The organism is Bradyrhizobium sp. USDA 4353, assembly GCF_054063215.1.
The window spans coordinates 5,230,512-5,255,470 of the sequence record NZ_JBSSGB010000001.1; the positions used below are offsets into that span (position 1 = coordinate 5,230,512).

Consider the following 24,959-nt stretch of genomic DNA (forward strand, 5'->3'; position numbering starts at 1 on the left):
CCCACCTACTCGCTACTCGCTACTCGCTACTCGCTACTCGCTACTCTCACTGCGTCCGCTCGACACCGACGATCCGCGCCTCGCGGATCGTCGATTTCGTTCCGGCGCCGCGCAGGCACGAGGCTTCGAAATTCGGCCAGGCCTGCTGCGAGCAGTCGCGGCCGATCGGGCGGAAGTCCAGGCGGTCACCCTTGGCCAGCGGCTGCGGCACGCTGGCATTCACCTCGGGAGCGAGGCCGGGCAAGACGGTGAGGGCGGCAGCCACGAAGCCGGCTGCTGCGACGGCAGAAAGCGCTTTGATCATGACGGTCCCCTGTGGTTGGGCCGTTCGGCCCGTCGTTCGTTAAGGATTTATTAACCGGAGCCGGTTTCGAGACGCTTTCGCGCGGGCAGCGATTTGGTTTCGCGCCTGCGGGCTTGTGTTTCGTGGCCGAGGTTCCGAGGAAATAATCGCGGTAAGGGGCGGCAGTTCCGGCCGACTTCGTCGCAGCGCACACAGGCAGGGGCGCCATCACAGCCGCGACAGCACGGGTGAGGGCGGCTTGCCCGCCTGTTCCCGCCGGTATAGGACGGGCGCATGCAACGCATTGCGCTCTATCCGGGCTCGTTCGATCCCGTCACCAACGGCCATCTCGACGTGGTCCGGCAGGCCGTTCATCTCTGCGACAAGCTCATCGTCGCGGTCGGCGTGCATCACGGCAAGAAGCCGCTGTTCTCGACCGAGGAGCGGCTGGCGATGGTCCACGAGGTGTTGAGCCCGATCGCCGCGGCGGCCGGCTGTGCCTTCGAAGCGTCCACCTACGACGATCTGACCGTCACCGCCGCGCAACGGGCCGGTGCGATCATGATGATCCGGGGCCTGCGCGACGGCACGGATTTCGACTACGAGATGCAATTGGCCGGCATGAACCAGACCATGATACCGGAGGTTCAAACCGTGTTCGTTCCGGCCTCGGTTGCTGTCCGGCCAATCGCGGCCACGCTGGTGCGCCAGATCGCCGCCATGGGCGGCGACGTCTCTCACTTCGTTCCCGCCGCTGTCGCCGCGGGCCTCAAGGCGAAATTCAACTGATCAGTCCGGCGTTGGCCGTCCGGCACTGTGTCGATCTCTTCACACCGTCAAATCTCATCGGAGTTGCCATGATCCGAGCTCTCGCATTCGTCGTCGCCCTCGTGTTCGCCGTGCCTGCGCTGGCGCAATCGCTGCCCGCCGGGCTCGACAAGCAGAATGCGCTGGTCATCGACACCACCAAGGGCCGCATCATCATCAAGCTGCGCACCGATCTCGCGCCCCAGCACGCCGAGCGCCTGAAGACCTTGGCGCGCGAGGGCTTCTACAACAATGTGCCGTTCCACCGCGTCATGGACGGCTTCATGGCGCAGACCGGCGACGGCCAGAACTTCAACGGCACCGGCGGCTCGAAATATCCGAACCTGAAGCAGGAGTTTTCGCAGACGCCGTTCAAGCGCGGTACCGTCGGCATGGCGCGCCGCGGCGACAGCGTCGATTCCGCCAACTCGCAGTTCTTCATCTGCTTCGGCGATGCGTCCTTCCTCAACGGCCAGTACACGGTGATCGGCGAGGTCGTGCAGGGGATGGACGTCGTCGACAAGCTGAAGAAGGCGCCTCCGGGCTCGGCGGGTGGCGCCGTGACCGATCCGGACAAGATGGTCAAGGTCCAGGTCGCTTCCGACATCAAGTAGCCCGGATCAATCGCTGGAGCGAGCAGAGCACCCGGGCTTCGGGCCCGGGGTTCCCGCACAATTTAAGGAACCCTTTGCCACGCGCCGCCCCCTGCATCGACAGGCCGGGCGGCTTCAGCTTTAAGCGCGTTGGGTCTATTCTGGACCCGCATCGCCCCGGGCCTCGTTGTGCCCGGAGTGCCGTCAGGAGGGGTGGCGGCCGCACATGAGAAGGCGCCGCGACATGTCAGACCCCGGACTGTCCGTTGTCCTGCCCCTCATCAATTCAACCAGAACCTGAGAGACCAGAATGGCTGCGACCGAAAATACCTTGATCCTCGAAACCACCCAGGGCCCCGTCACCATCGAGATGCGTCCCGATCTCGCGCCTGGCCATGTCGCGCGCATCAAGGAGCTCGTCCGTGAGGGCTTCTATGATGGCATCGTCTTTCACCGCGTGATCGACGGCTTCATGGCGCAGACCGGCTGTCCGCAGGGCACCGGCATGGGCGGCTCCGGCAAGAAGCTGAAGGCCGAGTTCAACGCCGAGCCGCATGTCCGCGGCACCGCCTCGATGGCCCGCGCCGCCAGCCCGGATTCCGGCGACAGCCAGTTCTTCATCTGCTTCGACGACGCCCGCTTCCTCGACAAGCAATACACCGTCTGGGGCAAGGTCACCGAGGGCATGGAGAACGTCGACAAGATCAAGCGCGGCGAGCCGGTGCAGAACCCAGACAAGATCGTGAAGGCCTACATGGCCGCCGACGCGGCGTAACGAACGGCCTCTCCATGAACACGCCGATTGGCGTGTTCATGGTCGACCCCGTTGGGAGCCAACCCCTCATGGTGAGGAGCGTGCGCAGCACGCATCTCGAACCATGAGGCCACAGTCGGGCCTCATCCTTCGAGACGCGCTCCTCAGGATGAGGTTTCCGGCAGTCGTCCAGATCGACGATGCGCACTGACCTCTTCGATTTCCATCTTCCCCCCGAGAACATCGCGCTGCGGCCGGCGAGCCCGCGGGAGTCCGCGCGCATGCTGGTGGTGCAGGGCGACGGCGTGCTGCGCGATCGCACCGTCGGCGATCTGCCGGACTGGCTGGAGCCCGGCGATCAGCTCGTCGTCAACGACACCAAGGTGATCGCCGCGCAGCTCTCCGGACGCCGCATCAGCCGCGAGACCGAGGCCAAGATCGAGGTGACCTTGATCAAGCGGCTCGACGGCTCGCGCTGGCAGGCGCTGGTGCGGCCGGCCAAGAAGCTCGCGCCGGGCGACACGATCCGTTTCGGCAATGAGGGCAAGGTGTGCCTGCTCGGCCATCTCGATGCCACCGTCGAGGCCAAGGGCGAGGAGGGCGAGGTGACGCTGTCCTTCGTCTTCCACGGCCCCGCGCTCGACCAGGCGATCGCCGATCTCGGCCGGCCGCCGCTGCCGCCCTATATCGCCGGTAAGCGCCCCGCCGACGAGCAGGATGCCGCCGACTATCAGACGATGTTCGCGGCCAAGGAGGGCGCGGTCGCCGCGCCCACGGCTGGCCTCCATTTCACGCCGGCGCTGGAGCAGCGCCTGCGCGAGCGCGGCGTCGGGCTGCAACGCGTCACCCTGCATGTCGGCGCCGGTACCTTCCTGCCGGTGAAGGTCGATGACACCGAAGGCCACCGCATGCATGCGGAGTGGGGGAGTCTCACGGCCGAGACCGCGGCCGCGCTGAACGAGGCGCGCGCTAAGGGCGGGCGCATCGTCGCGGTCGGCACCACCTCGATGCGGCTGTTAGAGAGCGCCGCGCTGCCGGACGGCACCATCGCGCCGTTCGAGGCGGAGACCTCGATCTTCATCACGCCCGGCTATCGCTTCCGTGCCGTCGACATCCTGATGACCAATTTCCATCTGCCGCGCTCGACCCTGTTCATGCTGGTCTCGGCCTTTGCGGGACTCGAGACGATGCAGGCGGCCTATGCGCATGCGATCGAGAGCGGCTACCGCTTCTATTCGTATGGCGATGCGTGCCTGTTGTTTCGCGCCGAGTAGCGCATCCACCAACCAACGACTCTTTACCGCAGCGCCGTCTGCCGCAGTGACCTGCGGCAGAGTGTCGGCGCATGCCTGCGAGCGAGTACTTGCCTGATCGGCAATTTGCGCTAGTATCAAACCATTGCAGCAATGATTGATTGTGGGGTGCGTCACACATCGCGGCCGCCCCATCTCGTTAGTTCGTTGAGACGACCAGACAGCTTTTCGACAGGAAAGGATTTTGTCATGGGTGCGGTTCGGCAGGACGTTGCGAAGCTGGGCGCCGGTTGGAATAAGACTTTGCTGAACTACGCGCTCGCCATGCGAGCGCTCGATGCATTACCGATCAGCAACCGCAACAGCTGGAAATTTCTCGGCGCCATGCATGGCTTCGACGAGGACCTGTGGCGCAGCGAGGAGCTGATCGGCGCAGGACCGGTGCCGGCCGACCTGACCAATGGCACCTATGGTGATCAATGCCAGCACGGCAGCTGGTATTTCCTGCCCTGGCACCGCGGCTATCTCGCGACCTTCGAAGCGATCGTCGCGGCCAAGGTGAAGGAGCTCACCGGCGACGACTGGGCGCTGCCGTACTGGAACTATCTCGATGCGAGCAACCCGGATGCCCGCAAGGTGCCCGCGGCGTTCATCGCCGACAAGCTGCCGAACGGCGATCCCAATCCGCTGAAGACCTATCCGCGCCGCCCGGGCCTGAGCGCCTTGCAGCCGGGCCGGCGCGACGCCTTCAGCCTCGCTGCGGCGCACGAAACCGACTTCACCGTCGCCGGCGGCATCGGCTATGGCGGCGGCATCACCGGGGACTTCATCCAGTTCGGCAACTGGACCGGCGATCTCGAGAACAATCCGCACAACACGGTCCACCGGCTGGTCGGCGGCTACATGACCGATCCGCGGCTCGCCGGGCTCGATCCGTTGTTCTGGCTGCATCATTGCAACATCGACCGGATGTGGGAGGCCTGGATGCGCGCGCCGGGCAAGAAGATGACCCGGGACTCGCGCTGGCGCGAGGGACCGGCCGACCGGCCCTTCCTGATGCCACAGCTGGGCGGCGCCGATCCCGGCATCACCTTCGGCGGTTCCGACACGTTGACCGGCGGTCGTTTCCATCCCACCTATGATGATCTGACGAAGGGGACGGGCGTCGTTCCGGGAGCTGTCGCCATGGCACGTGTGGGCATGGGTCCTTCGCATCAGCAGACGGTGGAGCCGATCGGCGCAAATGCCGGCGCGGTGAGCGTCGGCAGCAAGCCGGAAAGCAGCCTCGTGACGCTGGAGCCGCAGGCGACGACGGCCGGAGTGGCCGCGATGGGCGCCACGACGCCGGGAGCGAAAGTGAGCCGGCTGTATCTCGCGCTCGAGGCCGTCCGCGGCCAAGCTCCGGCGCCGCAGATCGACGTCTACGTCAATCTGCCCGAGGGCGCCGACCCGGATGCGCACCCGGAATTGCACGCCGGCAATCTCACGATGTTCGGCCTCAACGTCGCCTCGCGGCCGCATGGCCGTCACGCCGGAAACGGCCTCGGCTACACGCTCGACATCACCGAGCTGGCGCAACGCCTGGAGCAGGCCGGCGGCTTCGATCCCAACAAGCTCCGCGTCACCCTGGTGCCCGGCGAGCATGTCAGTGATCAGCAGCCGATCACCGTCGACAAGATCAGCGTGCTGAAGCGCACCGGCATCGTCGGCTGAGCGTGCTCCGATGCCGCGCGCGGCGATCTTGCGGAGCTTCGCTCATCCGCCCTGGCGGATGTTGTTTGCCGCGGCCGGATGCGGTCTCGTCCTGTCGGCCTATGGCATGGCAACCGCGACCGTGCCGCTGCTCTGTCGCGCCAGCGCGATCAGCGAGCTGACCGCGGCGAACGTCGCCGACGCAGTCGCCGTCGCGATCGCGCTCAATCCGCCGGGGCCGCTCATGGCCGGCTGGGCGCTGATGTTGCTGGCGATGATGCCGCCGCTGCTCGCCGCGCCCTTGATGCACGTCTGGCGGTCGAGCTTGCCGCAACGCCGCGTAGGATCGCTGGCGCTGTTCCTGATCGGCTATGGCGCGGTCTGGATGGCCGCCGGGCCGCCGCTGATCGTGCTCGCCGTGACGCTGCGTATGCTGGGCGGCGGCAGCCCGTGGGTGACCTTTTTGCTCGTCATCATGGCGCTGGTCTGGAGCGCCTGTCCCTGGCAGCGCGCCATGCTCAACCGCGGCCACTGTCAGATGCGGATCAGCCTGTTCGGCTGGGCGGCAGCGAGCGACTGCGTGCGCTATGGCGTCGTGCATGCGATCTGGTGTGTCGGCTCGTGCTGGCCGTGGATGCTGGCGGCGGTGGCCGTGCAGGACTGGCATCTGGCAGCCATGCTGGCCGTCGGCGCGATCATGCTCGGCGAGCGGCTGGCGCCGCCGGAGCCGCCGCGCTGGCGCTGGCCGGCGCTGCTCAGGGCGATCGACCCGCGCTCGGCGCGGGCGCCGCTGCACGGCCTGCTTCGCCATGGGTAGGCGCGCCTGTCTCGCCATCGGCGTGGCCAATGTGCTGCCGGTCAAGGCCAATGCACCGGCGTCGTTCGCCAATCTCGACGGCGCCGTGATCGCCGCACGCGCGCTCGGCGACTGGGCGCGGCGCTCGGACTTCGGGCCTGATAACGTCGCGGTGGTCGACGACGGCAGGGTCGACGGCAAGGCCAACCCGGTGACCACTGCGCGGGTGCAGCAGGCCGTGGATGCGTTGCTGTCGGCCGACAAGGGCGGCATCGATCATCTCGTCCTGGCGTTCTGCGGCCATGGCCTGACCGATGCGAATGTCGGCTCGATCTCCTGGCTGTTCAGCGACTCGCTGCTTGAGCGCTATCGCGTCGTCGCCGATAATTTCATCGAGGAGCTGCTGCATCACGACGTCCAGCGCATCACCCTGATCTCCGACGCCTGCCGCGAGGCTCCGAAGGATTTCGATCTGATCCGGCTCGCCCCCGTGCGCGGCATCACCGTGCAGGGCGAGCGCGTGGAGAGCCCGAAATTCGATCGGTTCTCCGCCTGCCAGGATGGTCAGCAGGGCTTCATGGTGGTCGAGGAGAACTCGAACAGTCCGGGCAAGTGCATCTTCTCCGGCGTCATCGTCGACGTGCTGTGGGGCAAGGAGCCGTCGGCGATCAGCAACGACGTGATCACCACCAACACCTTCGGCGTCTGCGTGCGCAACCGCACTGCCCAGCGCGCGAGGGATTATCGGCTGAAGCTCAATCCGCAGTGCCAGGTCGATCCGGAAGCGGCCGTGCTGTACGACAAGAACAAGCCGCCGTCGGAGAGCGGCATCGCGTTGCAGCCATGGCCGGCGATCGGCGAGGCATCGACCAGGGGGCAGGCGCCGCCCGCGCCCGATGCGGCCGAGGCGGCGCGCAATCTCGAGCTGGTCCGCACCGATGCGGCGTTCCGCGACCGTGTTCTCGGACCAGGGTTCGGCTTGAACAAGCTCGGCTTCGGTGTCTCCAAGGAGACGCTGCCGATCCCGCGCGCGAGCGAGGACATGCTGCACGATCTGATCCGGCTGCGGGCCACGCCGTCGAACCGGAGCCGTCGCGGCACACAGGAGTCGCGCCGTGCGGCGGAGGCGCTCGCGCTGCAGCTCGAGGCGGATGCCGTGGCCGAGGCGCGCGCCAAGGCCGCCGGCGAGTTTCGCCGCAGCGTCACGCAGATCAAGCCGTCGCCGGGGCCGGACGGGTCGAACCTGATCATCGCTGGAGACGCCACGCTCTGGTCGCGGCAGCCGCCGCAGTCGGGCCGTCACACCGCGGCGCGCATGGGCTTCCGGGTCGGCGCGGACCCGGAGGGCCTGCCGGTGCTGGTCGAGCTCGCCGATGGCAGCTTCGTGCCGGTCGTGCCCTACGACGAGCTGTATGTCGTCGTGAAGCAAAGCGCGACGGGCGACGTGATGCTCGCCTATGGCGAGCACGACGCGCGGGAGGCGTTCCGCAATGCGCTCGCGGCGATTGCCGATTTCGCGGCGGGTCGGATCGGCCCCGATCAGCTTGCCGGGCTGGCGGCGCAGCTCCTGCTCGCCAAGCATGTGAATCCTGCGCTGGGCGCGATCTGCGCCCATCTGTATCGTGCGATGGCCGACTTCGACAGCATCCGCCGGCTGGCTTACGTCTATGTCGCGCACAAGCAGGCGGTGCCGTTCGACATCGCGCTGCTCGGGGCCATGAATGTCGTGCGCGGCCCGGACGGCGCGCTGACGCTGGAGATTCCCGATGTCAAGGCGCGCAGGACGCCGGACGGCGGCCCCGACCTGCCGGACTTCGTCACCCGCAGGACGCCCGCGGCGCGCGGGACAATCGCGGGGCGTTGCCCATGGCTGGCCGCCGGCTGGGACTACGTGACCGATCCCAGGCCCGCGGCAGCCGCTCTGGTCGAGGGTCTGGGTGCGCATGCCGCCGAGATCCGTCGCAGCGGCTTCACCGTGCTGCCTGACGGAGCCGGCCGCCAGCTCGCCAAGCAATGGGGCCTCACGCCGCAGTGAGTGGGGGCATGCGCCGGCAAAGCCGCTTCGCACGGCGTTGCGGCAGCCGGACTGGGCACCAGGCCGGCTGCCGTCGCATCGCGCCGTGCGGCCTCAGGCCATCACCCGCTCGGGCAGCAGCTCGGCGATCTGCACCGCGTTCAGCGCGGCGCCCTTCAGCAACTGGTCGGCGGCGACGAACATCGCGATGGAATGGCCCGACGGATCCGACAGATCCTTCCTGATGCGACCCACCAGCACGTCGTCCTGGCCGGAGGCGTCGACCGGCATCGGGAAGTAGTTCTTGGCGCGGTCGTCGACGATGCGCACGCCCGGGGCGGTCGCGAGGATGCGGCGGACGTCATCCTCCGTGATCGGCTTCTCGCACTCGAAGGTGATCGACTCGCAATGCGCGCGCAGCACCGGCACGCGGACGCAGGTGACGCCGATCGCGATGCCTTCATCCTCGAAGATCTTGCGGGTCTCGTTGATGACCTTGGTCTCCTCGTCGTTGTAGCCGGTGTCGGGGTCGATGGCCGTGTTGTGGCTGAACAGGTTGAAAGCGAACGGATGCGGCATCACCTTGGGCGCATAGACCTGGCCGTTGAGGTTGGCGCGGGTCGACTGCACCAGCTCGTCCATCGCCGCCGCACCGGCGCCGCTGGCGGCCTGGTAGGTCGAGATGATCACGCGCTTGATGCGGTTCTGCTGGTGGATCGGCCACAGCGGCACCAGCGCGGTGATCGCGGCGCAATTCGGATTGGCGATGATGCCCTTGTGGTCGCGGATGCGGCGGGCGTTGATCTCGGGGATCACCAGCGGCACGTTCGGATCCATGCGGAAGGCCGAGGAATTGTCGACCACGACAGCGCCGGAGCGCACCGCGATCGGCGCGAACTTCTTGGAGATGCCGCTGCCGGCCGAGAACAGCGCAATGTCGACGCCCTCGAACGAGCGCTCGTTGAGCTCCTCGATCACGATCGTCTGGCCGCGGAAGGTGAGGGTCTGGCCGGCCGAGCGGGCGCTCGCCAGCGCCTTCAGTCTGCCGACGCGGACGTTGCGGCGGTCCAGGGTGGCGATGAACTCGGCGCCGACGGCGCCGGTGACGCCGACGATGGCAATGGTGGGATCTTGCGGCACTTCTCAGGTCTCCGGTTGAAATTTGGGCATAAAAAAAGCCCCGGACCTTCATCAGGCGGGGCTTCGGTTCGAAGATGGTCGCGATATCGTTCGATTACGCGCGCACGCCTCCCGAGTCCCCCTGGGGCTTGGTGGTTTTCGTCGTGCGTTTGGTCGCGTTGAACATGGTGCGGGACCATAGGGATGTGAGGTTCCGGCGTCAACGGCCCTGATCAGGCAAACATCGCCGATCGCGGTTGAATCGGGGGCCGTCCTGACGCAATAAGCCGCCATGAGCTCCCCAGCTAACGACCTTCCCAACCATTTCGAATTGCTCGCGACCTCCGGCGCGGCCCGCACCGGTCGGCTGACGACGCCGCATGGCGTGGTCCGCACCCCAGCCTTCATGCCGGTCGGCACCGCCGGGGCGATGAAGGGCATCCACTGGCGCGACGTGCGCGAGGCCGGCGCCGATATCGTGCTCGGCAACACCTATCATCTGATGCTGCGGCCCACCGCGGAGCGGATCGCGGCGCTCGGCGGGCTGCAGCGCTTCACCGGCTGGGGCGGGCCGATGCTGACCGATTCCGGCGGCTTCCAGGTGATGTCGCTGTCGGGCCTGCGCAAGGTCACCGAGCAGGCCGTGACGTTCCGCTCGCATATCGACGGCGCCAAGATCGAGCTGTCGCCGGAGCGCGCGATCGAGGTGCAGCGGCTGCTCAATTCCGACATTGCGATGCAGCTCGACGAATGCGTGCGGCTGCCGGCGGAGCCCGCCGACATCGAGCGCGCGATGCGGCTGTCGCTGCGCTGGGCCGAGCGCTGCCGCCGCGCCTTCGAGAGCGCGCCCGCCGGCTACATGCTGTTCGGCATCGTGCAGGGCGGCGACGTGCCGGACTTGCGGGTGGCGAGCGCGCAGGCGCTGGTCGACATCGGCTTCCATGGCTATGCGATCGGCGGCCTCGCCGTCGGCGAGCCGCAGGCCGTGATGCTGGAGATGATCGAGGCCACGGTGCCGGCGCTGCCGCCCGACCGGCCGCGCTATTTGATGGGCGTCGGCACGCCGGACGATCTCCTGGAGTCGGTGCAGCGCGGCGTCGACATGTTCGACTGCGTGCTGCCGACCCGCAACGGCCGCCACGGCGTCGCCTATACCCGCTTCGGGCCGGTCAACCTGCGCAACGCGCGCCATGCCGATGATGCCCGGCCGCTCGACGAGGAGAGCCCGTGGCCGCCGGCGCGCAGCTACGCGCGCGCCTATCTGCATCACCTGATCAAGGCCGGGGAGGCGCTCGGCGCGACGCTGCTGTCGGAGATCAACATCGCCTATTTCCAGCAGCTGATGGCCGGGATGCGCGAGGCGATCGCGCAAGGGTGCTTCACCGAGTTCTACGAGCGCACCAAGTCGGATTGGGCCCGCGGCGATATCGCCCCGCTGTGAAATTGCCAGCACAATTCAAAGCTGCGTGATCCAGATTTGTCGTGCCAGTCACACGCCTGCAAGGTATCACTATTATGATACCGTGAGCGCGGAGGTGGACGTTGGGCCGGCTGATCATTGTTTCCAATCGGGTCAATCCTCCGTCGAGCGCGGGCGACGAGAGCGTCGGGGGTTTGGCCATGGCGCTGGCGGCCGCCTTGCGCGGCAGCTCGGGACTGTGGTTCGGCTGGACCGGGAAAACGGCCAGTGCCTATTCCGGTCAACTGAAGGTTGAGCGCATCGGCGGCGTCATGACCGCCACGATCGACCTCGACGAGGCGGGGTTCTGCAACTACTACAACGGCTATTCCAACAAGACGCTGTGGCCGCTGCTGCACTACCGGCCCGACCTCGCGGTCTATGACCGCGACTTTCAACACGGTTACCGGCTGGTGAACGAGCGCTTTGCAGACGCTCTTGCACCGCTGGTCGAGCCTGACGACCTGATCTGGATCCACGACTATCACTTGATCCCGCTGGGGCGCGAGCTGCGCCGCCGGGGATTCGCGAACCGGATCGGCTTCTTTCTCCACGTGCCCTGGCCGGCCGCGCAGGTCTTCGTCAATCTGCCCGAGCACCGCGACCTGGTGCAGGCGCTGTTTGCGTATGATCTGCTCGGCTTCCAGATCCAGGACTATCTCCAGGCCTTCGAGGACTACGTCGTCTCGCAGGCGGCCGGCCGGCGAACGGAGGAGGGGCTGCTCTCGGCCTTCGACCGTTCGGTCGAGACCGGCGTCTTTCCGATCGGCATCGATGCTCCGGAATTCGCGCGCCTGGCCCGCACGCAGACGGCGCGATCCAGCCGCGAGCGGCTGATCGGGGCGACCGCCGGCCGGAGGCTCATCGTCGGCGTCGATCGCCTGGATTATTCCAAGGGGATGGAGGAGCGCTTTCTCGGTTTCGAGCGGTTTCTTGCTGAAAACGCCGAGCTGCGCAGCAAGGTGCTGATGCTGCAGATCGCGCCGGTCAGCCGCGAGCAGGTGCTTGCCTATCAGGAGATCCGCAGCCGGCTGGACGCATTGTCGGGGCGCATCAATGGCGAGTACTCCGATGTGGACTGGACGCCGCTTCGCTATGTCAACAAGAGCTACCGGCGGGATGAGCTCGCCGGCATCTATGCCGCCTCATGCGTCGGGCTGGTGACGCCGCTGCGCGACGGCATGAACCTGGTCGCCAAGGAATATGTCGCAGCCCAGGACCCCGAAGATCCCGGCGTGCTGATCCTGTCGCGGTTCACGGGCGCGGCCCGCGAGTTCGACGCCGCGTTGCTGGTCAACCCGAACAGCCGGGAAGAGGTCGCGGACGCCTTGCGCCGGGCGCTGGCCATGGACCGCGCCGAGCGCATGGCGCGCTGGCGGGCGCTCTACGACGTGGTCAGCCGGAACGATGTGCAGGCCTGGCGCGACAGCTTCGTTGCGCGCCTGAGGGCGACGCGTGGTCTGCCGATCGCCGCTTGACCGTTGTCTGCCGTCCGCGCGCGACTTGCCGCCCGAGAGAGCCGTGATTGCTCGAAATCATGGGACAGGCGACACGCCTGCAACCGTCAATCATGCCGGGTGAGGGGCAAAAATCTTCGTTGCGGGACGAGATGCCGCCCGCATCACCGTTTCGAGCCGCTCAGTTGCAGACGAAACGGGTTCGGAGCGCGTGCTTCGTCACGAAGCCGTAGCCGCAGGTATCGCAGGTCCAGAGATAGCTGATCACATTGTCGGCGAGATAGGCCGAGGCCTCTGCCGCAATCATCGAGTCGGAGCAGACCGGGCAGGTCGGCAAGTCGCAGCCGCGAGGATCGGGCTTCGGTGATGCGGTCGAAATGAGATCAGCGAGTGCTGACATAGGGACCTCCTGGGACAATCTCTTTGTCGTCGTCTTCTGTTTGAATGGCGTCAATTTGAGCGCGTCGCGTTTCGAACGAATCTGAGTCCTAATCGTCCGATTTCCGACACTTCCAAGTTTCAACTCGTCCAACTTCCAACGGGTCTGAAGTGCGTCACACGAATTCAGTCACACAAAGAGTTTGTCTGGTGGTCTCTTCTTATAAAATCCGATTTTAGAAGATCTGTTCTACAAGGGCGGCTTGGTGTGGCATCAACATCCGCTTATACCATTCCCAAGATGACATCTTGCTGATGCCCGCTCGGCTGCGTTCGATCCACACCGTGAATCTTCGGCCGAAGATACACCGAGTGTATTGACCTTGTCGCAACACAAATGCGTAGGTTTTGCGCAATTTAACGACGACTTGTTGTGCGTCGCGGCGATCATACCATCGCGCAAACGTGCTTGCGCAGCGCAGCAGGCTCGCTGAAGATAGTCAGAACCTCTGTCGATACCGCGCCGATGTGCGCAAGGAGTGATGTCATGGATTCGTCTGCTGCGACACAGCGCCCCGGACGCGGCCGCGTATTTGACTCAATTGTCGACGCATTCGGCAATACACCGATTGTGCGCTTGCGAAATCTGCCGGAGCAGCACGGCGTCAAGGCGACCATCCTGGCCAAGCTGGAATACTTCAATCCGGCCGCCAGCGTGAAGGACCGCATCGGCGTCGGCATGATCCTGGCGATGGAGCAGGCCGGTGTGCTCAAGCCGGACTCCGTGCTGATCGAGCCGACCTCCGGCAATACGGGCATTGCGCTCGCCTTCGTCGCGGCGGCGCGCGGCTACAAGCTGAAGCTGGTGATGCCGGAATCGATGTCGGTCGAGCGGCGCAAGATGCTCGCCTTCCTCGGCGCCGAGATCGTGCTGACGCCGGCTTCGCAGGGCATGAAGGGCGCGATCGCTACCGCTGAGGAGCTGTTGCGGACCACGCCGAACTCGGTGATGCCGCAGCAGTTCAAGAACCTCGCCAACCCGGAGATCCATCGCCGCACCACGGCCGAGGAGATCTGGAACGATACCGACGGCAACATCGATGTGTTCGTGGCCGGCGTCGGCACGGGCGGCACCATCACCGGGGTCGGCCAGGTGCTGAAATCCCGTAAGCCGGGTCTCAAGGTGGTGGCCGTCGAGCCGGAGGAGAGCCCGGTGCTGTCCGGCGGCCAGCACTCGCCGCACAAGATCCAGGGCATCGGCGCCGGCTTCGTGCCTGATATTCTCGACCGCGCCGTGATCGACGAGATCGTCAAGATCAACAGCGCGACCGCGATCGAGACCTCGCGCGCGCTGGCGCGCAATGAGGGCATTCCCGGCGGCATCTCCTCAGGCGCTGCGATCGCGGCCGCGATCGAGCTCGGCAAGCGGCCGGAGAATGCGGGCAAGACGATCCTGGCGATCGTGCCGTCGTTCTCGGAACGTTATCTGTCCACGGCGCTGTTCGAGGGAATCTGATCATGGCCGATCAGCCGCGGCGTCCCCGCACGCTCGCCGACGCCCGCACGGAGGCGGAGGCGGCGTTCAAGAAGGTGACGACCAAGCCGGTCGAGGCGCCGCCGAAAAGGGCGGCCGTCCCCGGCGTGCGTGAGCAGATCACCTTGCGGATCGATCAGGACGTGCTCGAGCACTTCCAGTCCGAGGGCCCGGGCTGGCAGGACCGCATCAATGCGGCGCTGCGCAAGGCGGCGGGTCTATAGCTCGACACCAAGTCCCGAGCCTGGAGGCGGAGCGATCCGATGCCCTCCAGGCTCGTCCGTTATGGACGGGGCAACTCTCCAGTGAGGCTGGCTCCCATCCGCACCGCTGTACCCGGTGGGGAGCAGGATCGTCCCCATGGTACCATCGGCGTCGCGTCAGCGCAGATCGCCCAGTGGTAAACTGGCGCAGGTGCTCGTGCTGATGGAACTTTTCCTTCTCATCGCGTCGATCCTGATCTATCGTCTTCATACTTCCTTTGTAGTTCTCTCGCGTTTCCCGTCCGGCGAAACGGCGATGTCGTGACGAGCAAGTGTCTGCCGCGCATCGTCTGCCCTGCCGGAGTTGTCCCGACTGAGCGATTTCGACGCCTCTCCGGGAGCGATTCATGAGCGCCGAAGCTGAGCCGCCGGTTCGTGTGCTGCTCATCGAGAGGAGTCCGGCGAGCGGACAGGTGGTGCGGGATGCGATCACCGGCCACGCAATGATGGATGGCGGCGAGTTGTTGTCCGTTGCAACAATGGCCGACGCGCAGGTCATCATGGCGCAGCAGCCGATCGACGTGGTGGTGCTGGACGTCAGCGGCTCGGACGCCAAGAGCGTCGCGAGAGTGAGTGATCTCAGAGCTGTCGGGAAGGACATTCCGATCGTCGTCATCAACGGACCGGCAAGCGCCGAAATCTCCGCGGCCTATGCGCAGGCGGGAGCGCGTGACTACCTTCCTGAGGGCGATGTCAAACCTTCGACGTTGCCGCGCGCGCTGATCTCCGCGACCGGTCGGCGACGCAAGGATCGCATCCAGGACAACAGGCGATCGCTGGCCAACGACCGCGACCTGTCCTCCGCCGGCCGGGTCACCAGCGTCTCGGCGCATCTGGCCGGACATGGCTCTGTCAGGGAGCGCAGGCCCGAGGCCTTCAACGGCCTCGTGGAGCAATATCTGAGCCTGTTCCTCGACTATCAGGACCCGCGCGGCGAGCCGCACGCCCGGCCGCTCGCCATGATGGAGAAGATTGCGACGGCGATCGGCGATGAGGGCGGCGGGCCGCGCGACCTGCTCGATCTCCACGTTCTCGCGCTCGAAAGAGCGATCGGCGGGACGACGGTCGAGCGGACGAGCACGCTGGTGTTCGAAGGCCGGCTGCTCGCGCTCGAGATGATGGGGCTTCTGGTCGACTATTACCGGCTCGGGCATCGACGTCGCATTGCACCGGGAGACAGGGCATGACCCTGCAACTCGGATTGTTCATTACAGGCCAGACATCGAATTCGCTGCGCGCGATGGAGAACCTGCGCAGGATCTGTCAGCAGGAGCTGAACATGCCCTGCGAGATCGACATCATCGATGTCTTGGAACATCCCGAGATCGCCGAGCAGGAGAAGATCGTTGCGACACCCACGCTGGTGAAGCGGCATCCCGGCCCGGTGCGAAAGATCATCGGCGATCTCAGTGACACCAGGAAGGTTCTGCTGGGACTCGGGTTTCCGCAGAGTGCGTCCATGGTGCGCGCCGGAAAGGAGGAGGGGTCCGGGAATGAGTGAGACGAGAGCTCTCGAACTCGACAAGCTGCGCACGGGGATTGCCGGCTTCGATCAGATTTCGAACGGTGGCCTGCCACTCAATCGAAGCACGCTGGTCTCCGGCACGGCCGGCAGCGGAAAGACCGTGCTGGCGCTGCAGTTTCTCGTCATGGGCGTGCAGGCCTCCGCCGAGCACGGTGTCTGCGTCACGTTCGAGGAGGCACCGAACGATCTGATGCGCAACGTCGCTTCGTTCGGCTGGGATTTCGAAGCCATGAACCGCAACGGCCAGATCGCGATCATCGATGCCACGCCGGAGCAGGGCGAGGAGATGGTCGAGGCGGGCAGCTACGATCTCTCGGCGCTGATGGCCCGCATCGAGAACGCGATCCGGAAGGTCAATGCCAAGCGGGTGGTGCTGGATTCGGTCGGCGCGCTGTTTCCGCAGTTCTCCGATGCCAATGTGGTGCGCCGAGAACTGCACCGGATCGCCAGCGCGCTGCGGCTGCTCGGCGTGACCACGATCATCACGATGGAACGCCTCGAGGAGGACGGCGGACTGGCGCGCTTCGGCGTCGAGGAGTTCGTGGCCGACAATGTCCTGGTGCTGCGCAACCGGCTCGAGCACGAGAAGCGCCGGCGGACCATCGAGATCCTGAAATTCCGCGGCGCCACGCACCAGAAGGGCGAGTATCCCTTCACGGTCGATCACGCCGAGGGCATCACGATCATTCCGCTCTCGGCGATCGAGCTGAAGCAGCGCTCGAGCGATCTGCGGGTCTCCTCCGGCGTGCCCGAGCTCGACCAGATGTGCGGCGGCGGCTTCTACCGCGATTCCATCATTCTGGTGAGCGGAGCCACCGGCACCGGCAAGACGCTGATGGTGACGCACTATCTCAAGGCCGCCATCGAGCGCGGGGAGCGCGCGCTGCTGATCGCGGCGGAGGAGAGCCGGGAGCAGTTGACCCGCAATGCATCGAATTGGAACGTCGATTTCGATTCCGCGGAGAAGGAAGGTCTTCTCCGCATCATCGCAAGATACCCCGAGACCATGGGTCTCGAGGATCACCTGCTCTACATCCAGCGGGAGATCAACCAATTCCAGCCGAGCCGGATTGCCGTCGACAGTCTGTCGGCGTTCGAGCGCGCCGGCTCGCCGAAGTCCTATCGGGAGTTCGTCATCGCGCTGACGAGCCATATCAAGAAGGTCGGAATCACCGGGCTGTTCACCAACACGACATCGATGCTGATGGGCGGCGAGTCGATCACCGAGACTCATATCTCCACCATCACCGACATGATCGTGCTGCTGCGCTACGTCGAGCTCTACGGCATGATGCGGCGCGGCCTGGCGATCCTGAAGATGCGCGGAACGCAGCACGACAAGGACATCCGCGAATACGTCATCGACGGCCACGGCATGCATCTGGTCTCGACCTTCCGCGACGTGCACGGGATTCTGACGGGGGCTCCCACCTACATGTTTGCACGCGAGCGTGAGCATCTGGCCGAGATGTTCGGCGGATCGAAAAGCGAGCTCTAGGCGAGGAACATCCGAGATGGACGCATCACCCTATCGCGTGCTGGTGATCGGTGGCGGGTCCGCAGATCCCTCGCTGGCGTCGGGACGAGGTGCGGGCGAGGAGAGCGCCGATATCGACCTCAGCCGGGTGGCGACGATCGCGGAGGCGCGCCGCAGGCTCGAGACGGCCTCCTATGACACCATCCTGATGAACCTGGCGTCCTCGCAGATCGCCGGCGCCATTCCGGAGGATCTATGCGCTCTGGCTTCCGCAAGCCCGGTCGTGCTGCTCAACCAGGCCGCGGCGGATGCGCGCGACGGAGCCGGGCTCGGTCTGCTGCTCGGCGCGTCCGCGGCGCGCGCATTGTCGGCTGAAAGTCATCGTCACTTCGGCCAATTGCTCGAAGCGGTGCCGGACGCATTGATCGTCACCAATCAGGACAATGAGGTCGCATTCGTCAATCGGGCGGCCCATGAGCTGTTCGGAAAGGCGCGCGACGACTTTATCGGCGAGCGGGTGAGCTTCGCCGTCGGCGAAGGCGAGATCTCGGAGATCGAGGTCTATCGCGGCAAGGACGTCCGGCGCTGCGAGCTGCGCGTGTCGCGCTGCGAATGGGAGGGCGCGCCGGCCCAGCTTCTCCTCATTCAGGACGTGACCGAGCAGAAGCGGCTGAACGAGGAGCTCCGTCAGTCCCAGAAGATGGAGGCGGTCGGGGTGCTTGCCGGCGGGATCGCGCACGACTTCAACAACCTTCTCGTCGTGATGATGGTCTATGCCGAGATGCTGCGTGAGGAATGCCAAGGCGACGATCCGCGCCTGCCGGATGTCATGGAGCTGATCAAGGCGGTCGATCGTGGGCGGGACCTGACGCGGCAATTGCTGGCCTTCTCACGCAAGCAGCCGGCGACGCTCGCCTCGCTCGATCTCGGCTCCACCTTGAGGGACCTGCAGAAGATGTTTCGCCGGCTGCTGCCGAGCAACATCGAGATCAACACCGACGTCGAGGAGCAGATCTGGCCGGTGATCGCGGACCGGGTGCAGATCGAGCAATTGATCATGAACCTCGCGCTCAATGCCCGCGATGCGATGCCATCAGGCGGGCAGCTCTCCATCATGGTGGCCAACAGCACGATCGAGCGCAGTGACGAGGGCATCGAGCCGGGCGACTACGTCACGATGACCGTGAGCGATACCGGGACCGGCATTCCTCCCGACGATCTGCAGCGCATCTTCGATCCGTTCTTCACGACCAAGGTGCGCGGCGGCGGCACCGGCCTTGGGCTTGCGACGTGCTATGGCATCGTGAAGCAGGCCGGAGGCAGCATCGCCGTCAAGAGCGCGATCGGCGAGGGAACGAGCTTCGTCGTGCTGCTGCCACGCGCGGACAAGGCGCTCCCAACGGAGGCCGTGGCGGCTCCTCGCGCTCACGAAGCCAGTGGCGGCGAGCGCATCCTGCTGGTCGAGGACAATTCGCTTGCCCAACGCGCAACCGCCGCGATGCTGCAGCGCGCCGGCTACGCGGTCGAGCCCGTGGGCAATGGCGAGGAGGCGCTTCGCTTCCTGCGCGATCAGACGGCCGTGGTGGATCTGGTTCTCAGCGACGTCGTGATGCCGCAGCTCAGCGGGCCGGAGCTCGCGCGGCAGTTGGCCGTCTCGCATCCCGAGCTGCCGGTGCTGTTCATGACCGGCTATTCGAACGATCCCATCATCGGCGATTCCGGCGAGCACCGGATCGGCGGCCGGCGGACGATCATGAAGCCGTTCAAGCGCGAGGAGCTGCTGGCCTTCGTCGGCGACGCCATCGAACGCAAACGGGGGGCCGAGGCCGACTGATACGCGCCGCCGGGCGACGCGTCTCCCGATGTCCACGCCTTGCAGAGGCTGCGATCAGCGGCGGAAGGCGCCGCCCAGCATTCCGCCCATCACGCCGCCGATGAAGGCTGCGCCGGCGTCCGGGCCGGTGCGGTGATAGCCGCCGCCACCGCCGCCGCTGCTGCGTTGCGCACGGCGGGCGGGGCGGGCCTCGTCGCTGGCGCTGGCGGTTGCCGCGGCCGGGATGATCTCCGCGAGCAGGGCCTTGTGCTGCAGCTTGGTCAGATAGCCGCTCGACGGATAGCCGCGGGCGGCCTGCCAGCGCTTGAGCACGGCGCGGGTCGGCTCGTCGAACTTGCCGGTCGCCTTGGTGTCGAAGCCGAGCCCGGTGAGGCGGCGCTGCACGTCGCGGCGCAGGCCCTTGTCGAGACCGATCTGGTCTTCGGTGATCTGCGTGCCCTGTTCGGTGAAGGTCGCGGGATCGACCCCCGTGGTGAGGTTGCGCGTCGTGGTGGACGGGCCATTCTCCAGAGAGGCGACTCGCGCCAGCGCCAGCGACCTGAACTGGCCGTTGGGATAGTTGGTGAGATAGGCCTTGAGCTCCTCGGCCTTGTTGGAGTCCTTCACCGAGCGCCAGAACTCCAACTCGACGTCGCTCGCGGGCTGCACGGCTGCAACGACCGTCGGACCGGCGCCTGTTGCCGCCATGCCCGCCGCCGGGTTGAGATAGACGGCCCCGATCAAATTGGTATGGCCCCAGGGCAGCTGGCCCTTGCCGGTCTCCTCGTTGACCTGGGCGCGGACAGAGGTCATCGCCTGCTGGATCTCGACGCCCGGCTTGGTGATGTGCGCGATCAAAGCGCGCGTGAACGGGCTGTTGGTGCCGGCCTCGCCGTCGAGCGCCGTCTGGCCGGGGCCGGTGGCAAACGCGATCAGGGTGCCTTCGCCTGATTTCATCTCGGCAAGCCCGGTCTGCACCGCGACGCTGCGGGTCGAGGCCGTCGACCTGATCTTGGCGGCGAACGGATTGTCGCGGCAGGCATCGAGGAACACCAGCTTCACCTTGGCATCCGCCAGCGTCTGCTCGAGCGTGACGTCGACATTGATGGCGGCGCCGAGCTTGGCGTCCATCTCCGACTTGATGTCGGCGTCGATCGGCAGCAGGTAATTGGTCCCGGAGATCGCGATGCCGTGGCCGGCATAATAGAACACGGCGACGTCGGCCCCCTGGCTGCGCCGGCCGAACTCCAGCAGCTTCTCGGTCATCTGCTCGCGATTGAGGTTGGTGCCCTCGACGACGTCGAAGCCGACATTGCGCAAGGTGACCGCCATCGCGCCGGCATCGACCGGCGGGTTGGGGAGCTGGGCCACGTTCTTGTAAGCGCCGTTCCCGACCACGAAGGCGACGCGCCGGTCGGCCAGGGCGGTATCGGTCGCCAGCGCGGACATGACGAACGCCACCACGAGCGCCGGAATAAGGCTGATCCCCCGCATCTGAAATCCCCTGGCCAAAGCAGCATGAGCGACTGAAATTCGCCGCCATGTCTACACCAAAAAGCCGTGATTGGCCCAAGTCAAATCAGCGGTTGCGCAACCCGTGCAGCAAACAAAAGCCCGCGCCTTGCGGCGCGGGCTGAGCCTCTTCGAATGAATCCGTGGTCAGCGGCGCAGCGCGCTGCCGAGCACGCCGCCCATCATGCCGCCGATGAAGGCGGCGCCGGCGGCATTGCCGGCGTTGTCCTGCGGCGGCGGGTTGCGATAGACCGGCGCGCCCTGCGGCGGCGGGTTGCCCGCGGCAACGTTGCCCGCCGGCTTGGGCCGGCGCGGCTTGGCCTCGTCGCCCACCGCGGCGGTGGCCGGCGCCGGCTGCGGCTCTGCCAGCAGCGCCTTGTGCTGCAGCTTGGTGAGGAAGCCGGTCGACGGATAGCCGCGCGCGGCCTGCCAGCGCTTCATCACGCCGCGGGTCTCGTCGTCGAACACGCCGGTCATCTTGGTGTCGAAGCCGAGACCGGTCAGGCGGCGCTGCACGTCGCGGCGCTTGGTCTTGTCGAGGCCGATCTGGTCCTCGCTGACCTGGGTGCCTTCCTCGGTGTAGGTCAAGGGATCGACGCCCTTGGCGACGTTGCGGGTCGCGGTGTTGACGGCGCCGGTCTCGATCGAGGCGATGCGCGCCATTGCCAGCGACTTGAACTGACCGTTCGGGTAGGTCGAGAGATAAGCGTTGAGCTCCTCGGGCTTGTTTGAGTCCTTCACCGAGCGCCAGAACTCGAGCTCCGCCTCCGCGGCCGTCGGGCTCGTCGCGGCAGCGGCCGGCGTCGTGCCGGCGATTGCAGCGGTCGTCGCGGGCGCGGCCGCGGGATTGAGATAGACGGCGCCGATCAGGTTGGTGTGACCCCAGGGCAGCTGGCCCTTGTTGGTCTCCTCATTGACCTGGGCGCGCACCGAGGTCATCGCCTGCTGGATCTCCACGCCGGGCTGGGCGATGTGCGAGATCAGCGCGCGGGTGAACGGGCTGTTGGCGCCGGCGTCACCATCGAGCGCGGTCTGACCGGGACCGGTCGCGAACGCGATCAGGGTGCCTTCGCCGGACTTCATCTCGGCCAGACCCCTTTGCACCGACACGCTGCGAGTCGGCGAGTTCGACTTGATCTTGGCGGCGAACGGGTTGTCGCGGCAGGCGTCGAGGAACACCAGCTTGACCTTGGCATCGCCCATGGTCTGGTCGAGCGTGACGTCGATGTTGATCGCCGAGCCCAGCTTGACGTCCATCTCGGATTTCAGATCGGCGTCGACCGGCAGCAGATAGTTGGTGCCGGCGATCGCGATGCCGTGGCCGGCATAGTAGAACACGGCGATATCGGCGCCCTGCGCCTTGCGACCGAAGTCGAGCAGCTTCTCGGTCATCTTGTCGCGCGTGAGATTGGTGCCCTCGACGACGTCGAAGCCGACATTGCGCAAGGTCGCCGCCATCGCCTTCGCGTCGACCGGCGGGTTCGGCAACTGGGCCACGCTCTTATAGGCGCCGTTGCCGACGACGAAGGCGACGCGCCGGTCGGCCTTGGCGGCTCCAGCCGTCAGCACCATGCAGAGCAGCGACAGGGTGATGGTGAAAAAGCGCATCAGGAGATCCCCCAACGATCAAGCGAAGCGGTCACTGCAGCATTTGTCGTCGTTCGGGCCGAAAAGTCTTGTTCCGGAAGAAAAAATCTCGCTTTTGCCACAAATCAAACCGCGAGTGTTGCGCGCATCCAACGTCGATCGCGTGTATGCCAGGGGTTTCCGTGAGAGATGTCACAGACCAGCAGGACGGCGCGGCCCCCGAACAAGGTCCAGGTTAGCCCTGAGCCGAGGTGCTGACGGCGACCCGCTGCGGCTGGGGCGGGCGCAGGTTCAACAGATTACCGGCGAGAATCAGTACGGCGCCCAGCACGGTGAAGCCGTCGAGCCGCTCCGAATACACCAGCCAGCCGACCGTGGCGGTCAGCGGCACGCGTAGGAAGTCCATCGGGATCACGATGGTGGCGTCGGCATAGAGCAACGCGCGCGCCATGCAGAAATGCGAGAAGGTGCCGCAGAGGGCCACCAGCACGATCCAGCCCCAGGCCGTGGCCGAGGGCCACGACCACAGCAGCAGCGTCGGAGCCAGCCCGGCGACCGCCTGCACCGTCAGCATCCAGAAAATGATCGAGACGGTCGGCTCGGTGCGCGTCAGGAGCTTGACCAGCGCGACCGAGATGCCGAAGCCGACGGCGGCGGCGAGCGCGATCAGCTGGCCCGGATCGATCGCGCCGGTGTCCGGCCGCACGATCACCACGACGCCGACGAGGCCGAGAACGATCGCCGCGAGCTTGAACAGGGTGATGCGCTCGCCGAGGAAGGTGGCCGCCAGCAGGGCGGTCCAGATCGGCATCGTGAACTCGATCGCAACGACCTGGCTGATCGGGATCAGCGTCAGCGCCAAGAACCAGCCGAGCTGCGCGCCATAGTGGATCAGGTTGCGAGCGGCGTGCAGCTTGAGCCGTGTCGTGCGCAAGGTGGCAAAGCCGCCGCTCAGCGCAATGACCGGCGACAGCATCACGAGGCCGAGCAGGCAGCGCAGCTCCATCAGCTCGAACACATTGAGCTCGCGCATGGCCTCGCGACCGGCAACCGCCATGACCAGCATCAGGCTGAGCCAGCCCGTCATCCACAGCGCGGCCATCAATTTCGAAGCAGGGCGGGTCATGCAGCAGGAGAGGCGAGGCGGCGGGAGCGGCTGTATCACCTCGCGTGCACAGCTTTGCAAATGAAATCAACGGTGCAGTGCATCAGCGGGGGGCCTGGCCGACGGACGACGCTGTTGAGAAAAGCGTGGAGTGTGACGGCGTTTCGTCCTAAAGCGACCGCCGCGAAACAGCCAACGCGAAACAGCCAACGCGAAACAGCCAAGGGCAGCTTTGACACATGACTGAACGTGCCGCCTCAGCCGACTTCCTGACCGCCTTCGCCACCGGCTGGCCGGAGCGCGAGCCTCACCTGATGGTGCTGTCGCTGACTACGCATAAGGGCGTGCAGGATTTCGCCATGACCCGCGAGCAGGCGCTGCTGGTTGCCAAGACCATCAAGCGCACCGCGGCGCAGCTGGCGCCGGCCCCGGCAGGAGCTCCGGCGCCGGGAATCAAGCGCGCCTGAGCGCCTATCACCGCGATAGCGAGATGTTCGCTGCGCGGAACTGGCTGTCGGCGCGGATCGACACCGTTTGCTTGTTGCCGCGGGTGGCCAGCGCGATGTTGGCGTTGAAGCCGGCGGTCGACGCGGCCAGTTGGAAATTGCCGCCGCCGCCACGCCCCTGCAGCACGCCGCTGACGCCGCGGCTGGTCTCGGTCCAAGTGCCCGAGATGGCGGAGCCTTCGGCGATCACCTCGGCCTGGAGGCCGAACTTGTAGGCGTCGCTCGCGCAGGTGAGCACAAGGGTCTTGCGCGGTCCGGAGACGCCGTAATTCGCCCGGCAGCGGATTCGTTCGGTCGAGCCGTCCTCGAGGGCGACAGTGCCGCCGCCGCCCCAGTTTCCGGCCATGCCGGTGAACGGGCCGGGATCGGCGCGTCCCGGCGATGCCGCGATACCGGCGGCCAAAACGACGACGGCGGCCATGAGCCGCCGCGTGACGTGTTGTAGAGTGCCGACGCCGTTACAGGCGCGAGGCCTGCCAGCGACCGCTGCACGGAATGCCTGCCGAGGCTCCGTTCCACTTGCCCGAGCCAGAATTTCCGCTGAGCTGCCCATTTGCGTATGCGCCATTGATCGAGACCTTCACGAGGCCTTCGCGCCCGATCGACCCCGATACGTTGGCGCCAGCCGCGGAAATCCTACCGTCTGCAACCGTCAGGGTCGAGCTGGCCGTGGGCTCGCAGCTCCCGCTGCTGGTGACGATGGTGACCTGCCACTGGCCGTCATAAGGCGACTGGGCGAATGCGGGGGCGGCCGAGCTGCCCACCAGGATCGACGCGGCGAAAGCCATTCCAATGCGGTCGAGACGCATGAATCTTGTCCCTCAATATCGTTGATGAGGTCAGCTTATTTGGACGAATTGTGACGAAAATTTGCCGCAGTGCCGCAACCAAATTTTATTGAGCAGTTTCAGTTCGTTAAGGATTAACGCGAAACCCGCTTTGGAGGCATTCGGGCGGCATTGTGGGCAAACTGCGCCTTCGCGCACAACATGAGCAGATGGCAGCCACAGCCTTGCGTTGACTGCACCGATG

General features: G+C 66.0%; 25 protein-coding genes. 17 read left to right on the forward strand and 8 right to left on the reverse strand.

Annotated features, from left to right (window positions below; all coding sequences use genetic code 11):
- Nucleotides 1-46 precede the first annotated feature (46 nt).
- Nucleotides 47-304, reverse strand: coding sequence for a hypothetical protein (locus ACVILH_RS23605; protein WP_006609347.1), 258 nt, complete (start codon nucleotides 302-304; stop codon nucleotides 47-49).
- A 273-nt stretch (nucleotides 305-577) separates the two neighbouring features.
- Here ACVILH_RS23605 and coaD point away from each other — a divergent pair, with 273 nt between their 5' ends.
- From coaD to ACVILH_RS23640, 7 genes are all read left to right on the forward strand, one after another.
- Nucleotides 578-1,072: a pantetheine-phosphate adenylyltransferase gene (gene coaD / locus ACVILH_RS23610; RefSeq protein WP_456715025.1), complete on the forward strand. Its 495-nt coding sequence runs from the start codon at nucleotides 578-580 to the stop codon at nucleotides 1,070-1,072.
- Between the two features lie 68 nt (nucleotides 1,073-1,140).
- Nucleotides 1,141-1,704, forward strand: a complete 564-nt coding sequence (locus ACVILH_RS23615; protein ID WP_456715026.1) for a peptidylprolyl isomerase — start codon at nucleotides 1,141-1,143, stop codon at nucleotides 1,702-1,704.
- A 289-nt stretch (nucleotides 1,705-1,993) separates the two neighbouring features.
- Nucleotides 1,994-2,458, forward strand: a complete 465-nt coding sequence (locus ACVILH_RS23620) for a peptidylprolyl isomerase (RefSeq protein WP_456715027.1) — start codon at nucleotides 1,994-1,996, stop codon at nucleotides 2,456-2,458.
- Nucleotides 2,459-2,637: 179 nt separating this feature from the next.
- Complete coding sequence (gene queA, locus ACVILH_RS23625) at nucleotides 2,638-3,711, forward strand: tRNA preQ1(34) S-adenosylmethionine ribosyltransferase-isomerase QueA (RefSeq protein WP_456715028.1); 1,074 nt, start codon at nucleotides 2,638-2,640, stop codon at nucleotides 3,709-3,711.
- 228 nt (nucleotides 3,712-3,939) lie between these two features.
- Nucleotides 3,940-5,403, forward strand: a complete 1,464-nt coding sequence (locus ACVILH_RS23630; RefSeq protein WP_456715029.1) for a DUF7868 domain-containing protein — start codon at nucleotides 3,940-3,942, stop codon at nucleotides 5,401-5,403.
- Nucleotides 5,404-5,413: 10 nt separating this feature from the next.
- On the forward strand, nucleotides 5,414-6,199 hold the full coding sequence (locus ACVILH_RS23635) for a copper chaperone (RefSeq protein ID WP_456715030.1): 786 nt from the start codon (nucleotides 5,414-5,416) through the stop codon (nucleotides 6,197-6,199).
- A complete protein-coding gene (locus tag ACVILH_RS23640; RefSeq protein WP_456715031.1) occupies nucleotides 6,192-8,213 on the forward strand; it encodes a hypothetical protein in 2,022 nt (673 codons plus the stop codon). The genes ACVILH_RS23635 and ACVILH_RS23640 overlap by 8 nt, the downstream gene beginning before the upstream one ends.
- A 93-nt stretch (nucleotides 8,214-8,306) precedes the next feature.
- Here ACVILH_RS23640 and ACVILH_RS23645 read toward each other — a convergent pair whose 3' ends face one another.
- Entirely contained in the window at nucleotides 8,307-9,332 is a 1,026-nt protein-coding gene (locus tag ACVILH_RS23645) for an aspartate-semialdehyde dehydrogenase (protein ID WP_456715032.1), read from the reverse strand.
- Nucleotides 9,333-9,603: 271 nt separating this feature from the next.
- On the opposite strand from ACVILH_RS23645, the gene tgt reads away from it, so the two are divergent.
- Entirely contained in the window at nucleotides 9,604-10,752 is a 1,149-nt protein-coding gene (tgt, locus tag ACVILH_RS23650; RefSeq protein ID WP_456715033.1) for a tRNA guanosine(34) transglycosylase Tgt, read from the forward strand.
- 101 nt (nucleotides 10,753-10,853) lie between these two features.
- The gene (locus ACVILH_RS23655) at nucleotides 10,854-12,248 is read left to right on the forward strand and encodes an alpha,alpha-trehalose-phosphate synthase (UDP-forming) (RefSeq protein ID WP_456715034.1); all 1,395 of its coding nucleotides are present in this window, start codon (nucleotides 10,854-10,856) and stop codon (nucleotides 12,246-12,248) included.
- Between the two features lie 160 nt (nucleotides 12,249-12,408).
- On the opposite strand, the gene ACVILH_RS23660 is transcribed toward ACVILH_RS23655, so the two are convergent.
- The gene (locus ACVILH_RS23660; protein ID WP_456715035.1) at nucleotides 12,409-12,627 is read right to left on the reverse strand and encodes a hypothetical protein; all 219 of its coding nucleotides are present in this window, start codon (nucleotides 12,625-12,627) and stop codon (nucleotides 12,409-12,411) included.
- A 525-nt stretch (nucleotides 12,628-13,152) separates the two neighbouring features.
- Here ACVILH_RS23660 and cysK point away from each other — a divergent pair.
- The 7 genes from cysK (at nucleotide 13,153) to ACVILH_RS23695 (ending at nucleotide 19,238) form a co-directional block, all read left to right on the forward strand.
- Complete coding sequence (gene cysK / locus ACVILH_RS23665) at nucleotides 13,153-14,121, forward strand: cysteine synthase A (RefSeq protein WP_456715036.1); 969 nt, start codon at nucleotides 13,153-13,155, stop codon at nucleotides 14,119-14,121.
- A 2-nt stretch (nucleotides 14,122-14,123) separates the two neighbouring features.
- Nucleotides 14,124-14,363 (forward strand): BrnA antitoxin family protein, encoded by a 240-nt coding sequence (locus ACVILH_RS23670; protein WP_456715037.1) that lies wholly within the window; start codon nucleotides 14,124-14,126, stop codon nucleotides 14,361-14,363.
- A gap of 136 nt (nucleotides 14,364-14,499) precedes the next feature.
- Entirely contained in the window at nucleotides 14,500-14,667 is a 168-nt protein-coding gene (locus ACVILH_RS23675) for a hypothetical protein (protein WP_456715038.1), read from the forward strand.
- Nucleotides 14,668-14,749: 82 nt separating this feature from the next.
- The gene (locus ACVILH_RS23680) at nucleotides 14,750-15,589 is read left to right on the forward strand and encodes a response regulator (protein ID WP_456715039.1); all 840 of its coding nucleotides are present in this window, start codon (nucleotides 14,750-14,752) and stop codon (nucleotides 15,587-15,589) included.
- Entirely contained in the window at nucleotides 15,586-15,903 is a 318-nt protein-coding gene (locus tag ACVILH_RS23685; protein WP_456715040.1) for a circadian clock KaiB family protein, read from the forward strand. Before ACVILH_RS23680 ends, ACVILH_RS23685 begins: the two co-directional genes overlap by 4 nt.
- Nucleotides 15,896-17,425, forward strand: coding sequence for a circadian clock protein KaiC (gene kaiC, locus ACVILH_RS23690; protein WP_456715041.1), 1,530 nt, complete (start codon nucleotides 15,896-15,898; stop codon nucleotides 17,423-17,425). Before ACVILH_RS23685 ends, kaiC begins: the two co-directional genes overlap by 8 nt.
- A complete protein-coding gene (locus tag ACVILH_RS23695) occupies nucleotides 17,379-19,238 on the forward strand; it encodes a hybrid sensor histidine kinase/response regulator (RefSeq protein WP_456715042.1) in 1,860 nt (619 codons plus the stop codon). Before kaiC ends, ACVILH_RS23695 begins: the two co-directional genes overlap by 47 nt.
- Nucleotides 19,239-19,292: 54 nt before the next feature.
- Here ACVILH_RS23695 and ACVILH_RS23700 read toward each other — a convergent pair whose 3' ends face one another.
- The 3 genes from ACVILH_RS23700 to ACVILH_RS23710 form a co-directional block, all read right to left on the reverse strand.
- Complete coding sequence (locus tag ACVILH_RS23700; RefSeq protein WP_456715043.1) at nucleotides 19,293-20,711, reverse strand: caspase family protein; 1,419 nt, start codon at nucleotides 20,709-20,711, stop codon at nucleotides 19,293-19,295.
- 165 nt (nucleotides 20,712-20,876) lie between these two features.
- Nucleotides 20,877-22,337, reverse strand: a complete 1,461-nt coding sequence (locus ACVILH_RS23705; protein WP_456715044.1) for a caspase family protein — start codon at nucleotides 22,335-22,337, stop codon at nucleotides 20,877-20,879.
- Between the two features lie 214 nt (nucleotides 22,338-22,551).
- A complete protein-coding gene (locus ACVILH_RS23710; RefSeq protein WP_456715045.1) occupies nucleotides 22,552-23,442 on the reverse strand; it encodes a DMT family transporter in 891 nt (296 codons plus the stop codon).
- A 218-nt stretch (nucleotides 23,443-23,660) separates the two neighbouring features.
- Between ACVILH_RS23710 and ACVILH_RS23715 the strand changes: the two genes are divergently transcribed.
- Complete coding sequence (locus ACVILH_RS23715; RefSeq protein WP_456715046.1) at nucleotides 23,661-23,888, forward strand: hypothetical protein; 228 nt, start codon at nucleotides 23,661-23,663, stop codon at nucleotides 23,886-23,888.
- Between the two features lie 7 nt (nucleotides 23,889-23,895).
- On the opposite strand, the gene ACVILH_RS23720 is transcribed toward ACVILH_RS23715, so the two are convergent.
- On the reverse strand, nucleotides 23,896-24,348 hold the full coding sequence (locus tag ACVILH_RS23720) for a hypothetical protein (protein WP_456715047.1): 453 nt from the start codon (nucleotides 24,346-24,348) through the stop codon (nucleotides 23,896-23,898).
- A 37-nt stretch (nucleotides 24,349-24,385) separates the two neighbouring features.
- Nucleotides 24,386-24,736, reverse strand: coding sequence for a hypothetical protein (locus tag ACVILH_RS23725; RefSeq protein WP_456715048.1), 351 nt, complete (start codon nucleotides 24,734-24,736; stop codon nucleotides 24,386-24,388).
- Between the last annotated feature and the right edge of the window lie 223 nt (nucleotides 24,737-24,959).

Excerpts from the sequence above, each read along its gene's own strand:
- ACVILH_RS23605 (WP_006609347.1), bottom strand. The coding sequence starts at position 304 with ATGATCAAAGCGCTTTCTGCCGTCGCAGCAGCCGGCTTCGTGGCTGCC.
- coaD (WP_456715025.1), top strand. The coding sequence starts at position 578 with ATGCAACGCATTGCGCTCTATCCGGGCTCGTTCGATCCCGTCACCAAC.
- ACVILH_RS23615 (WP_456715026.1), top strand. The coding sequence starts at position 1,141 with ATGATCCGAGCTCTCGCATTCGTCGTCGCCCTCGTGTTCGCCGTGCCT.
- ACVILH_RS23620 (WP_456715027.1), top strand. The coding sequence starts at position 1,994 with ATGGCTGCGACCGAAAATACCTTGATCCTCGAAACCACCCAGGGCCCC.
- queA (WP_456715028.1), top strand. The coding sequence starts at position 2,638 with ATGCGCACTGACCTCTTCGATTTCCATCTTCCCCCCGAGAACATCGCG.
- ACVILH_RS23630 (WP_456715029.1), top strand. The coding sequence starts at position 3,940 with ATGGGTGCGGTTCGGCAGGACGTTGCGAAGCTGGGCGCCGGTTGGAAT.
- ACVILH_RS23635 (WP_456715030.1), top strand. The coding sequence starts at position 5,414 with ATGCCGCGCGCGGCGATCTTGCGGAGCTTCGCTCATCCGCCCTGGCGG.
- ACVILH_RS23640 (WP_456715031.1), top strand. The coding sequence starts at position 6,192 with ATGGGTAGGCGCGCCTGTCTCGCCATCGGCGTGGCCAATGTGCTGCCG.
- tgt (WP_456715033.1), top strand. The coding sequence starts at position 9,604 with ATGAGCTCCCCAGCTAACGACCTTCCCAACCATTTCGAATTGCTCGCG.
- ACVILH_RS23660 (WP_456715035.1), bottom strand. The coding sequence starts at position 12,627 with ATGTCAGCACTCGCTGATCTCATTTCGACCGCATCACCGAAGCCCGAT.
- cysK (WP_456715036.1), top strand. The coding sequence starts at position 13,153 with ATGGATTCGTCTGCTGCGACACAGCGCCCCGGACGCGGCCGCGTATTT.
- ACVILH_RS23670 (WP_456715037.1), top strand. The coding sequence starts at position 14,124 with ATGGCCGATCAGCCGCGGCGTCCCCGCACGCTCGCCGACGCCCGCACG.
- ACVILH_RS23675 (WP_456715038.1), top strand. The coding sequence starts at position 14,500 with ATGGTACCATCGGCGTCGCGTCAGCGCAGATCGCCCAGTGGTAAACTG.
- ACVILH_RS23680 (WP_456715039.1), top strand. The coding sequence starts at position 14,750 with ATGAGCGCCGAAGCTGAGCCGCCGGTTCGTGTGCTGCTCATCGAGAGG.
- ACVILH_RS23685 (WP_456715040.1), top strand. The coding sequence starts at position 15,586 with ATGACCCTGCAACTCGGATTGTTCATTACAGGCCAGACATCGAATTCG.
- kaiC (WP_456715041.1), top strand. The coding sequence starts at position 15,896 with ATGAGTGAGACGAGAGCTCTCGAACTCGACAAGCTGCGCACGGGGATT.
- ACVILH_RS23700 (WP_456715043.1), bottom strand. The coding sequence starts at position 20,711 with ATGCGGGGGATCAGCCTTATTCCGGCGCTCGTGGTGGCGTTCGTCATG.
- ACVILH_RS23705 (WP_456715044.1), bottom strand. The coding sequence starts at position 22,337 with ATGCGCTTTTTCACCATCACCCTGTCGCTGCTCTGCATGGTGCTGACG.
- ACVILH_RS23710 (WP_456715045.1), bottom strand. The coding sequence starts at position 23,442 with ATGACCCGCCCTGCTTCGAAATTGATGGCCGCGCTGTGGATGACGGGC.
- ACVILH_RS23715 (WP_456715046.1), top strand. The coding sequence starts at position 23,661 with ATGACTGAACGTGCCGCCTCAGCCGACTTCCTGACCGCCTTCGCCACC.
- ACVILH_RS23720 (WP_456715047.1), bottom strand. The coding sequence starts at position 24,348 with ATGGCCGCCGTCGTCGTTTTGGCCGCCGGTATCGCGGCATCGCCGGGA.
- ACVILH_RS23725 (WP_456715048.1), bottom strand. The coding sequence starts at position 24,736 with ATGCGTCTCGACCGCATTGGAATGGCTTTCGCCGCGTCGATCCTGGTG.